Raw genomic sequence first — 12,636 nt, 5'->3', positions numbered from 1 at the left:
GGAAAAATTTTCATTCCTGTTCGGTCTCTGGTTTGTATCGCAGCAAAAGCAGCGTCAAATCGTCGGACTGGGTGGCACCTGCGGCAAACCGGGTTACTGCGTCATGGATGGAATCCACGCCCCGGCCCGCCGAAAGCGAATTGATACCCCGGGCGGCCTCGATTAACCGTTTTTCTGAAAACAGTTCCTGTGCGGGGTTAAAGGCCTCGGTAATTCCGTCGGTGTAAATCAAAAGCGTATCCCCCGGATGCAGGGTCATGGTATTTGAATGGTAATCAATACCCGGCATGGCACCCATGACCAGATCCCCGGTTGAGGCGACAAACTCCGGCTGCTGCTCCCGGCGGATGACCAGCGGCGGGTTGTGGCCGGCATTGACATAACGGATTTCGCCGCTGGCAATGTCCATCACGCCGCAAAAAAGGGTCACAAACATATTGGAGGTGTTGTCCTCGGCCAACTGGTTGTTGACCCGCTCAACGATTTTTGTCAAATCAGCGCCGGCAGCAGCATTGGCCTTAAACAGGGTCATGGTGATGATCATAAAAAGCGAGGCCGGTACCCCCTTATCCGAGACATCACCCACCATGAAAAACAGTTCGTTTTTGTTTTCATCCAGCAGATAATAATCGTATAAGTCACCGCCCACTTCCTTGGCCGGCACCAGTTTTGCGCACAAATCGATCTTGTCCAGATCCGGGAAAGCCGGGTAAATGCGGGGCACGATGCTCATCTGGATTTCCCGGGCCCCCCGCAGTTCGCCTTCGATCATATTTTTTTCAGAGCGGGTTTTGAGTTCAGAGATAAGATTGGTGACAATAAAGAAAAAAATACCCAGGCCTGTGGTGTTTGCCACGATCATGGGAACGGTGATGGCCCGGACAATGGAAACCGCCTCGTCATAGGGGCGGCTTAGCAAAAGCACCAGCCCCATGTGCAAAAGCTCCATTCCCGCAGCAAAACCGGCTGCCGCATAAACAGAGGGGATCTTTTTTTTGTGCAGCAGAAACACGACTCCGCCCAGAAAACCCGCGATAATCGTTGCCGCGGTACAGGGCACCACAGTGAACCCCCCCACGAAAAACCGGTGAAACCCGCCGATGAGTCCGGCTGCGACGCCAACCACCGGACCGGCCAGAAGACCGGCAATGGCCGGGCCAAGATCGCGAATATTGGCGATGCCCCCAAGAATTTCCATGCCGCCGATGGTGCCGTAGATGGAAAACAGCCCGCAGACCAGGACCAGGATAAGCCGGTTTTGCCGGGTAAAGCGCTGTTCCAGGATTTCATTGAAAAACCGGGTCCGGGTCAGAATATAGGCAAAGACCATAATGACGCAGACGTTCGGGAAAAGAGCGGTTATTAACTCAATCATACGCATATGCCTTTTTGCCGCAGAAGATTAATGTTTGATGGCACCGTAAAAGTCCAATATCTGCGTTACGCGCGATTTCTCAGAATTTCACGTACGGCTAAGCACGCTGCATTCTTCGAAATCGCGCAAGCCTTGATCTTGAACTTTTTACGGCGCCATCTGAAAATCGACTTTTTACGAGAGCATCAATGTTTGGCCGAAAGCTTGCTCTTTAAATAATCGCCGACCCGAAAAATCTGTGTGAGGGTGATGGCAATCACGGTTGACAGGGTCAGCGAGGAGCTGAACATGGGTTTTAACCAGGCCGGAATATAGTTATAAAGGTCCGGCAGAATATCGGCGCTTAAGCCGAAGATAATGGCTGCGCCGATGACAAATATTTTTTGGGTATCCATTTCCACGGTCAGCAAAATCTGAATGCCTGCGGTGATCATATAGCATGTGACAAAAATCAGAACCGCGCCCATCACCGGTTTTGGCATCACGGAGAAAACAGCTGTGATTTTGGGCAGGCACGCAAAGAGGACAAACAGGCCGCCGGCAAAAAGCCCGATTTTCCGACTGGTGGTGCCCGTGGCCGCGGAAACCCCGATATTGCTCGAACTGGTGCTGATGCCCACCCCGCCCAGTATACCCGCAAGGGTGGTGCCGATACCGCCGGCCAGAAGCCCGTTGCTAATGCCGGTCATATCCGGTTGTTTCCATTGATCATCGCTGATTTTCTGGCAGGTGATCATGTCGCCGATGGCTTTCAGGCTCGTGCACAACGCAGCGATGATAAAGGGAAAAACCAGGTTTGGATCAAACTGCCAGGCGTTTTCCAGCAGGCCGGGCAGTTTGAAGCTCCGGGCGGCAGCCACCTTGTTAATGTCATAAATTGTCATTACGTCCGCTGTATAGGCCACCAGATAACCGATGACCAGCCCGATAAATACGCAATAGACCCGAACTCTGCCGGTGCCCCAGACACTGAGGCCGATCATGACCGCCAGGGTGGTGGCCCCGACCATGATATCCGGGATTTCGTAAAGGGCCTCGGCGGTTTTGATGCCCATGAAATTGGCCACTCCCAGGGGGATGAGTGCAATGCCCACCATCATGACCACAACCCCGGTCACCTCTGCGGGAAAAAGAAATCGCAGCCGCTTTACAAGGCGGGAAAAAAAAGACTCAAACAAGCCGGCCATTACAAACATGCCCGCCATCATCGACACCCCCCCGGCCCAGGCTGCCTGCATGGAAGCGGCAAAATAGGGCACCCCGGCCAGATAAGGACAGAGGTGACCCATCCCGATCCGTCCCCGGAGGCTTTGCAGCATGGTGGTTATCCCGATGGCGATCATGGTCATGCTCACCACCCGCTGGACCTCCAGCTGCGATCCCCCGACTTCACCGACCACAACAACCGGCAGGATCAGGGTGCTGGACATGACAAAGGTGTGCTGGATGCCGGAAAGCAGACAGATCAGAAAAGAAGGGCTGTCATCGCGCCCGTATATCAGATAGCTCGGTCTGGCCATGGATTACCTCATCCAGATGGGTTTGGGCGGGAAAAAATCCGCAGCCACTATATAGCGCTCGCCGTTTACGGTTACAGCCCGCAGATAGGCCAGCTTTTTGGAAGGGTTGACATCACCCGGCCTGGGACGCCGATAGGAGACCCAGGCGCTTTGCTTTTCCCTGATGCGGCTGATCATTTTTTTGATAATATCGTATTTGAGCAGGTTGCGGCCTTCAAGATAGGGAAACGCGGGATCCACAACAGCCGTGCCGTCATCCCTGAACACGAGAATATAGGAATCCCGAAAGGAAAAAGGGCCGGCATCACTGCGGAAAGCATCAAAGGCGGCTTCTTTTTTCTCCTCAATCAGTTCAACCGCATCATCGACCATTTCAATAATAAACTCTTTTTCCGTGCGGATATTGTAGACGCCGGAGCCAACGAAAACCTCCCGGCCGTCGGGCATGACCGCTTTTTTGGCATATCCGCTTTTCCACGTGGGAATAAACTCCCCGGGCCGCGTCCACATATAATGCACCCAGCCGCCGCCGTTTTCCGCCTTTTCAATGAGAAGGCGGATCAACGGGCGGCCGTTGACATCTTTCATGTCATAAAGATCCTGGCCGACCAGCTGATCCTGCACGGGATGAAAAATATTGACGCCTTCCATGGTATAGATAAACAGGTAGATTTCGCCCTGAAACCAGCGGGAACCCTTTTGAGCAAACGCGTCAAAGGCCTTTTCCCCTTTCTCTTCAAGGACCCGGGCCGCGTTGTTGACCATGGAGACCACCCGTTTGGTTCGCTTGTAATAGTAGGTGGTCTCTTCTGCTTCCGCGCCTGCGGAAATTTCGGGCAGGACAAGCAGGAAGGCGAGCAGCGGCAGAATGATGTATAGCCTCACGATTACTACCGGCATCCGGATTGCGAACTTTTTTGCAGTCATCGGATCGGATGGCTGCTGAAGGCTTTTTCTTAGCATAAACGGCTCATTGCCGAAAGATCCTGGTGCAGGTGAATTATGATGGCGCCACCTGAAGTCAGACTTTTTACGGTGCCATCAATTATCGTTTAAAAAAGGGGCAAAAACCCGCCGGGCACCTTGCTGCCATTTTTCCACCATTGCCGGAAAAATGAATTGCCGAGTGTAGTTATCATTTAACAATACGACATTCAAGCATTTTCGCCGGCACCAGACCAACAGCCCCCGGTTGACATGCCAGGGGTTTTGGATATAGTTATGTTGATTGTACCATATCCTTAACCCATTAAAGAAAGCTGTGGACAATGCCCACTGATAAAGAAATTCTTGAATATCACAACAAGCCCCGTCCCGGTAAAATCGAGGTGGTGCCCACAAAGCCCTGCATGTCCCAGGGCGATCTCTGCCTTGCTTATACACCGGGCGTGGGTCTGCCATGTGTCAAAATCCAGAAAAACCCGGATCTGTCCTATGATTACACGGACAAGGCCAACCTGGTGGGCGTGATCACAAACGGCACCGCCGTGCTGGGACTGGGCAATATCGGGGCCCTTGCCGGAAAACCGGTCATGGAGGGCAAGGCGGTATTGTTCAAGCGCTTTGCCGACCTGGACGTGTTTGACATCGAGATCAAAACCGAGGATCCGGACGAATTTATCCAAACCGTCCGGCTGCTGGAGCCCACGTTCGGGGGCATCAACCTCGAGGACATCAAGGCCCCGGACTGTTTTTACATCGAAGACACCCTGCGCCGGGAGATGAACATCCCGGTTTTCCACGACGACCAGCACGGAACCGCTATTATTTCCGGAGCTGCGCTGATCAACGCCTGCCGCCTGACCGGCCGGGAGCCCGAAGATCTGCAAGTGGTGGTCAACGGCGCGGGTGCGGCCGCCATTGCCACAGCGCGGATGTATGTATCCCTGGGCGTCAAAAAGGAAAACATTATTTTTGTGGATTCCCGGGGCGTAATTTACCAGGGCCGCAAGCAGGGCATGAATCCCTACAAGGAGGAATTTGCCGCTGCCACGGACAAGCGCACCCTGGCCGATGCGGCGCAGGGCGCCGATGTTTTGCTGGGCCTTTCGGTGGAAGGCGCCTTTACAACGGATTTGCTGCGGCTGTTAAACAAAAATCCCATCATTTTTGCCCTTGCCAACCCGGAGCCGGAAATCGGTTATTACGAGGCCAAAGCGGTACGGCCGGATGCCATTATTGCCACGGGCAGATCCGACTATCCCAACCAGGTCAACAATGTGCTGGGATTTCCCTATATTTTCCGGGGCGCCCTGGATGTGCGCGCATCGGCCATCAACGAGGAAATGAAGCTGGCCGCGATACATGCCCTGGCCAAACTGCCCCGGGAGGATGTGCCCGACTCGGTGATCCGGGCCTACGGGGGCACGGCCCTGACCTTCGGACCCGACTATATCATCCCCAAGCCCCTGGATTCCAGGGTGCTTTTGAAAATCACCCCGGCTGTGGCCCGGGCCGCTGTTGAAACCGGGGTGGCGCGCACGGAGATCAGCGATCCAGGCGCCTATATCCAGGCTTTGGAGGCCCGCCTGGGACCGGAACGCGAAATCATGCGCAAGATCATCACCCGGGCCCAGCAGAACCCCAAGCGGATCGTGCTGCCCGAAGGCGACCATCCCGTGATCTTAAGAGCCGCTCATCACGCCGCCAGCGAAGGCATCGCCCGGCCCATTCTGCTGGGCAGTCACGAGGAGATAAAGGACCTGGCCCGGCAGCTCCACGTGCCATTGGACGGCATTGAAATCATCGACCCGGCTCAAAGCCCCCTGTTTGACCAGTATACAGGCAAACTGCACATGATGCGGGCGCGCAAGGGATGGGGACCGGCTGAAACCCGCCATCAGCTGAAAAACCGGTTCGTGTTCGGGGCCATGATGGTCCATGAAGGCATGGTTGACGGTCAGGTCCACGGCATCAGCCGATCCTATCCGGACGCCATCCGGCCGGTGCTCCAGGTCATCTCCCGGCGACCCGGTGTCAGCAAGGTGTCCGGGGTTTATCTGATGGTCTTCCGGGATCGGATACTGATGTTTGCCGATGCTACGGTCAACATCAACCCTTCATCCGAAGATCTGGCCGAAATCGCACTGCTGACCGCGGAAATGGCGCGGTTTTTCGACATCAACCCCAGAATCGCCATGCTTTCGTTTTCCAACTTCGGCGACACGCGTCACCCGGATGCCCAGCGGGTGGAAAAAGCCGTGGAAATCGCCATGAAACGCGACCCTTCCCTGACCATTGACGGCGAAATGCAGGCGGATACGGCACTGGTCTCCGAAATCTTAAACCAGCACTACCCGTTCAACCGCCTGGGCGCGCCGGCCAATGTGCTGATATTCCCGGAGCTGGCATCCGGCAACATCGCCTACAAGCTCATGCAGCGGCTGGGCGGGGCCAAGGCCGTGGGCCCCCTTTTGATGGGCATCAGCAGACCGTTTAACGTGGTCCAGCGCGACACGGACATGGAAAACGTGGTCAACGTCATGGCCATTACCGTGGCCCAGGCCCAGGAATTTGAGCGCAAGCAGCAGAAAAAGCCATCGGTCTTCGGCCATGCCGACCCGGCATAAACAGGTTGAAGTGGCCGTGGCCATGCCGGTGTTCGGCACCTACACCTACCAGGTGCCGCCGGCCCTGGAAGGCCTGGTGGAAGCCGGCAAACGCGTGCTTGTGCCCTTTGGCTCCCGTCGAATCACGGGCTATGTGCTGGGAGATGACAGCCGGGACACCGCGGATAACCTAAAGCCCGTAGACGATGTCATAGATGACGACACCCCGCTGTTTCCGGCTGAAATGATTCCGTTTTTCCGCTGGATTGCCGACTATTACATCCATCCCATCGGCGAGGTCATCTCAGACGCCCTTCCCGGGGGCATCAACCCATCGGAATACGCGGTGTTTTCGCCCACTGCCCGGGGCCGTCGGGCCCTGGAGGAAAACACCCTGGACACTGCCGAGAAAAAAGTCCTGGCCCGGCTTACTGAAAAGGCCTGCAGATGGGCGGCGCTGTGCAAAAATACCGGTGAAGACATTCCCCGCAGCCTTTTGGAAAAAATGCGCCGGCAGGGACTGATTGAAAAACAGCACCAGCTCAAGCGGCAGACCGTGCGCACCAAGACCGAGCGCTGTGCCGCCCTGGCGGATACATCTGCGGACGAATCCGGCCTGTCTGAACCCAAAGCCAAAATTATCCAACATCTGCGCACCAATGGCCAAAGCCCGGTGGCGGCCCTGAAAAAAATCGTCCCCACGGCTGCCGCACACGTGCGCGACCTGGCCAAAAAAGAAATTGTCTGCATTGTGGAACAGGAGGTCTACCGGGACCCGTTTGGCGATCCCGTGACCCCGGACACCCCGCCCCGGCTCACCGCCGAACAGCAGCGTGTGGTGCGCGAGGCCGCAGAGGCGGTCACATCCGGATTCCGCACCTATTTGCTGGCGGGAGTGACCGGATCAGGCAAAACCGAGGTCTACATGCACATTGCCGCCCATGCCCTGGAACACAATCGCACGGCCCTGGTCCTGGTGCCGGAAATCGCCCTGATCTCGGAAATCGAGCGCCGGTTCCGGGCCCGGTTCGGCGCCCGGGTGGCGGTGCTGCACTCCGGGCTGTCCGCCGGCGAGCGCTTTGACCAGTGGATGCGCATTGCCCGGGGCGAAGCCCCGGTTGTCATCGGCGCCAGATCTGCGGTATTTGCGCCCTTGACCCAACCCGGGGTCATTATCGTGGACGAAGAGCACGACACCTCGTATAAGCAGGAAGGCCGGCTGCACTACAACGCCCGGGACATGGCCGTGGTCCGCGCCAAGCTGGCAAACGGGGCTGTGGTGCTCGGATCGGCCACCCCCTCGGTGCAGTCGGTGTATAATGTGGCCGCCGGAAAATTCCGCGAACTTAACCTCACCCGGCGCATCCACCGCCAGGCCATGCCCGAGGTGGCGGTGGTGGATCTGCGGCAACACAAGGGGCTGAAGGGCGCGCGCCGGTTTATCACCCCGCCCCTGGAAGAAGAGATCCGGGCCACTCTTGGCCGAAATGAGCAGGTGCTCTTGTTTTTAAACCGCCGGGGCTTTGCCAGCTACCCGGTGTGCGCCCAGTGCGGCGAGGCCCTGAAATGCCGGCACTGCGATATCACCCTGACGCTTCACAAAAAAGCCAACATTTACAAATGCCACATGTGCGGCTATTTCCGGGCCGCTGTCTCCAAGTGCGACACCTGCGGGTCGGCTTCGATCAAGCAGCTGGGAACCGGCACGGAAAAACTTGAGGACGCGGTGGCCACGCTTTTCCCGGAAGCCCGGGTGGCGCGAATGGACAAGGACACCATCAACCGCAAAGGCGCTTTGCTCAAAATTCTCAAAGACCTGCGGGAGCAGAAAATCGACATTCTGGTGGGCACCCAGATGGTGGCCAAGGGCCATGATTTTCCCAACATCACTTTGGTGGGCATCATCTGTGCGGACCTATCCCTGTCGTTTCCGGATTTCCGGGCCGGGGAGATGACCTTCCAGGTCCTGGCCCAGGTGGCCGGCCGGGCCGGCCGGGGCACAGCCCCCGGAAAAGTGGTGCTCCAGACGTACAGTCCGGATCATTTTGCCATCAGGGCAGCCCGGATTCAGGATTTTATGTCTTTTTACAACCAGGAAATCAAATTCAGAAAAGCCCTGCAATACCCGCCCTTTGCCCGCATGACCCAGCTGAAAATCTCCGGCCGGGACAAAACCAAAGCCCGCCAGCAGGCAGAAGACCTTGGCCGCCTGTGCCAGCAGATCCAAAACAGCGGTGATCCGAACTTAAAGCAGGTCCAGGTCCTCGGCCCCATTGAGTCCCCGGTCACCCGCATCGCCGGCCGCTACCGCTGGCAGATCCTCCTAAAGGCCCCGGAAGCCGGGGCTGTCCGAAAAATGCTCAATCTTTTGCGCACCCAAAACCCTTCGGCCTTCCCGGGCCGAGAAATCCACACCGCCATTGACGTGGATCCCTTTTTCATGATGTAGGCCCGCCGGGCCCGCCCCACAACCGGCAAAGAAAAGAATCGCCTGCCGCATTAAACATCTGCCCAAACGCACCGAAAGGTAAACACAGAACCGGTGACGGGTTTGGAAAAATTCCCGTGAGCCGGTGGCGCGTTTCATCCTAAACAACATTGTTGCTTAGAAACAATGTTTACAAGCAAACCCGGGAGGTAGCAATGAGATCAATCCGGAAAATGAGCCTGAATGCCAAAATTGTCGCCATATCCGTGGTTCCCGTGCTTGTGGTGGCCCTTGTTTTATGGGTTGTCAGCAGCCAGTCCCTGGAAAAAAGCATTTACAGTGAAAAAAAGGAAAAAACCGGAGAACTGGCGGAAGTGGGGCTTTCAGTTCTGAAAAACTTTCATGAAAAGCAGGAGTCGGGCCAAATGTCGCGCCAGGAGGCGCAGGCGCGCGCAAAGGAAACCGTGCGCGCCATCCGTTACGGCCCGAAAATGAAGGATTACTTCTGGATCCAGGATTTCACCCCGCGCATTGTCATGCATCCGTTCAGCCCGGACCTGGAAGGAAAGAATGTTTCTGATATCACGGACCCGGACGGACGCAACCTTTTTGTTGAATTCGCCAAAACGGCAAAACAGGAAGGCGCCGGCCACGTACCCTACAAGTGGCAGTACTATGACAACGAAGGACAGATCGAGCCGAAACTGTCCTATGTGGCGGAATTTAAACCCTGGGACTGGATCATCGGCACGGGCGTCTACGTTGAAAGCATTCAAAAAGACATAGCGGCCCAGACAAGGCTGCTGATGTTGATTTCCCTGGCCCTTGCCGGTATATCCATTGCAGTTGCCTTTTTCTTCAGCCGCCGGACCAGCCGGGCGCTGGCCGGAATCGTCGAAGGCCTGGGCAAAAGCTCCGAGCAGGTGGCCTCCGCCTCCGGCCAGATTGCCTCTTCAAGCCAGTCCCAGGCTGAAGGCTCAAGCGAGCAGGCTTCAAGCCTTGAACAGACCTCTGCGTCCCTGGAGCAGATCGCCTCACAGACCCGGCAAAACGCGGACAATGCCGAAATGGCCGACGGGGCGGTCAAGGAAACGGCATCCGCGGTGGACTCCGGCGTTGCCTCCATGCAGCGCATGAACACGGCCATAAACGAAATAAAAGAGTCTTCCAACGAGACCTCAAAAATCATCAAAACCATTGACGATATCGCATTTCAGACCAATCTGCTGGCATTGAACGCCGCTGTTGAGGCCGCCAGGGCCGGGGAGGCGGGCAAGGGCTTTGCGGTTGTGGCCGAAGAGGTCAGAAACCTGGCCCAGCGAAGCGCCGAAGCCGCCAGCAACACTTCCCGGCTCATTGAGCAGTCCCAGCAAAACGCGGGCAACGGCGTGAACGTGGCAGAGGAAGTGGCCGCGCAGCTCAATTCCATCAAGGACAGTTCGGGCAAGGTCAACACCCTTATCGGCGAGATCGCCGCAGCATCAAAGGAGCAGTCCCAGGGAATCGAGCAGGTCAACACCGGGGTTTCGGAAATGGACAAGGTGGTTCAGCAAAACGCGGCCAATTCCGAGCAGTCGGCCAGTGCAGCCCAAGAGCTTTCCTCCCAGGCCGCAGAACTCGAGCAGATGGTGGCCCAACTGCAGGCCGTGGTGGGCGGCAAAAGCACCCGATGATTGGAGTTTAACGCACCAGCCCCGGTCGCATGCGGTCTTCAAGGGATTTGCGCCAGGTTTCAAGGGCGGCCGTATCGCTTGTGCGCGGGATCTGCGGGAGCATGTCACCAAAGCGGATCCGCACGCGGGACAGCGGTTTGGGCACAAAAAACCGGTCCCAGGAGTTAAAGATCCATTTGGCATCGGCTTCCACATACACGGGCACCAGCCGCGCCCCGCTGTCCATGGCGATTTTGACGGCCCCGTTTTTCACCACCCCGGCCGGGCCCCTGGGGCCGTCTAAAATATGGGCCCCGAGCCGGTTTTCCTGCAGATGCCGGATCATCTGCGACATGGCCGTGCGCCCGCCCCTGGAAGAAGATCCGCGCACCGTGTGCCATCCCGTGTAATTGGCCACCGCTGCAATCATCTCCCCGTCCCGGCTCCGGCTGATCATCAGCCCGGGCCGGTATTTCGCATAGGCTTTAAAGGGACGGATCAGGGAGAAAAACTGCTGGTGCCAGACGCATAGCAGTACCTTCCCGCCGGCCTCAACATGCTGCTGCCAGGGCGCTTCATTGATCACCCGCAGCCGCAAACAGGCCGAATATACCCGGATGAACCGGTAGACCAGGTATGCAAAGCGTTTTGAATAAAGCAGTTTTTTGGTATTCATGGTTATAGCCGTTCCTTTCCAATGCCTTTGCAGGCATGCAGGGTTTCTGCCGCGGTTTTTGCTTTCATGTTCCGGCCATACCCGCTTTTGCCCAAGGCGTCAAGGGTTGTGCCGGCTCTGGTCACTTCCCGATGGGCGGCATCCTGCATCAGCTTTGGCCCAAAAAAGAAGAAATCATTTCGAATCTATTGCATTGTGGCATCATTGCCGGTAAGCTTATTTATTGTCCGCTGTTTGTCAGGAAGGAAGCCCTGCGGCCGGGGTCAGTTTTTTCGCTCCTGACCGTTTACGGATTCATCAAATGGCTTCGCTAAAATTTCAAAAACTCGGCCTGTCGGCCTCAAACAGTTTGAAATTTTTTTAGCTTCGGCATTTGCTGAATTTTTCCGTAAACGCTCAATGTCGCTTACAAACCGACCCCGCCCTTGGACTTCCTTGGAGGTGTTCCCACGGGCCGCAGCCCAGGACCGAGCTATAACAGTAACTTTTCCTGAAGTTACTTCCAAGACTTGGATGTGTTGCTCCGGATTCCTTGGTGTGAAAATTTGCACACAGTCGGCCATGATGCCGGCCCGGGGGTGGTTTGCGAGTCGCATTGAGCGCGCAAGCGGTCAGCAGGGAGCAAACCGCCACCGGGTCGGCATCATGCGAAAATTATAGAACCAAGCACGAACAGCAACTTTTTTGAAGTTAGAAGCGCATCCTGCATCCTGACTCCGGCCCCTGGCCCCACCTGCTGTGACACTGCCATAAGAATTTGAAACGCCTAATTTGGGAATCAAATTTTCTTGACAATAGACGACCGGTCTACTAATATGCATGGGCATGAAATCCCAGACCCGAAAAACAATCCTGACTCAGGGAGCCCGGCTGGTGTATGAAAAAGGGTTCAATCACACGGGCATCGGCGAAATCCTCAAGGCCGCCAACGTCCCCAAGGGCTCATTTTATCATTATTTTGCCAGCAAGGAGGACTTCGGCCTGGCCCTGATCGATCACATGGCCGCCTGGGCGGCGTCGGTGGGCGATGCGGCCCTACACGACCCGGACGCCTCCCCTCTCACCCGGCTGCGCAACTATTTTCAGGCCTATGCAGACAGGCTTGAAAATAACGGTTTTCATGGCGGCTGCCCGGTGGGCAACCTCTGCCAGGAAATGAGCGATCAAAACGAGCGGTTCCGGCAGCGGCTGGAATCCATTCTGGAACAGATGCGCGAAAAAATCGGCCAATGTCTCCAACAAGCCCGGCAGTCCGGTGAAGTGAGCCCGGGTATAGACATTGACACAACCGCCGGTTTTATCCTCAGCGCATGGCAGGGCACCCTGCTGCAGGCCAAGGCCTTAAAAAGCGCCGCCCCGTTGGCGGCCTTCAGACAGATGGTATTTGACCATTTGCTGAAATCCGGCCCGCCCTGTCACCGCCAATCATAAGCAAAA

General features: G+C 56.4%; 9 protein-coding genes. 5 read left to right on the top strand and 4 right to left on the bottom strand.

Annotation, left to right across the window (positions count from 1 at the left end; translation table 11 throughout):
* Positions 1 to 10: 10 nt before the first annotated feature.
* The 3 genes from HNR65_RS02815 to HNR65_RS02805 form a co-directional block, all read right to left on the bottom strand.
* Positions 11 to 1,375: a PP2C family protein-serine/threonine phosphatase gene (locus HNR65_RS02815; RefSeq protein WP_220128261.1), complete on the bottom strand. Its 1,365-nt coding sequence runs from the start codon at positions 1,373 to 1,375 to the stop codon at positions 11 to 13.
* 185 nt (positions 1,376 to 1,560) lie between these two features.
* Entirely contained in the window at positions 1,561 to 2,895 is a 1,335-nt protein-coding gene (locus tag HNR65_RS02810) for a uracil-xanthine permease family protein (protein WP_181549908.1), read from the bottom strand.
* A 3-nt stretch (positions 2,896 to 2,898) separates the two neighbouring features.
* Positions 2,899 to 3,780: a cache domain-containing protein gene (locus tag HNR65_RS02805; protein WP_181549907.1), complete on the bottom strand. Its 882-nt coding sequence runs from the start codon at positions 3,778 to 3,780 to the stop codon at positions 2,899 to 2,901.
* 383 nt (positions 3,781 to 4,163) lie between these two features.
* Between HNR65_RS02805 and HNR65_RS02800 the strand changes: the two genes are divergently transcribed.
* From HNR65_RS02800 to HNR65_RS02790, 3 genes are all read left to right on the top strand, one after another.
* On the top strand, positions 4,164 to 6,464 hold the full coding sequence (locus HNR65_RS02800; protein WP_181549906.1) for an NADP-dependent malic enzyme: 2,301 nt from the start codon (positions 4,164 to 4,166) through the stop codon (positions 6,462 to 6,464).
* Positions 6,448 to 8,892 (top strand): replication restart helicase PriA, encoded by a 2,445-nt coding sequence (gene priA, locus HNR65_RS02795; protein WP_181549905.1) that lies wholly within the window; start codon positions 6,448 to 6,450, stop codon positions 8,890 to 8,892. Before HNR65_RS02800 ends, priA begins: the two co-directional genes overlap by 17 nt.
* Before the next feature lie 194 nt (positions 8,893 to 9,086).
* Positions 9,087 to 10,544 (top strand): methyl-accepting chemotaxis protein, encoded by a 1,458-nt coding sequence (locus HNR65_RS02790; protein WP_181549904.1) that lies wholly within the window; start codon positions 9,087 to 9,089, stop codon positions 10,542 to 10,544.
* Positions 10,545 to 10,551: 7 nt separating this feature from the next.
* On the opposite strand, the gene HNR65_RS02785 is transcribed toward HNR65_RS02790, so the two are convergent.
* Entirely contained in the window at positions 10,552 to 11,199 is a 648-nt protein-coding gene (locus HNR65_RS02785; RefSeq protein ID WP_181549903.1) for a lysophospholipid acyltransferase family protein, read from the bottom strand.
* A gap of 35 nt (positions 11,200 to 11,234) precedes the next feature.
* Between HNR65_RS02785 and HNR65_RS02780 the strand changes: the two genes are divergently transcribed.
* Complete coding sequence (locus HNR65_RS02780) at positions 11,235 to 11,513, top strand: hypothetical protein (protein WP_181549902.1); 279 nt, start codon at positions 11,235 to 11,237, stop codon at positions 11,511 to 11,513.
* 511 nt (positions 11,514 to 12,024) lie between these two features.
* Complete coding sequence (locus HNR65_RS02775) at positions 12,025 to 12,630, top strand: TetR/AcrR family transcriptional regulator (protein WP_181549901.1); 606 nt, start codon at positions 12,025 to 12,027, stop codon at positions 12,628 to 12,630.
* The last annotated feature ends 6 nt before the right edge of the window (positions 12,631 to 12,636 follow it).

Origin of the sequence: Desulfosalsimonas propionicica, assembly GCF_013761005.1 — a bacterium.
GTDB lineage: Bacteria > Desulfobacterota > Desulfobacteria > Desulfobacterales > Desulfosalsimonadaceae > Desulfosalsimonas > Desulfosalsimonas propionicica.
This window is presented reverse-complemented; position numbering and strand designations above follow the sequence as displayed.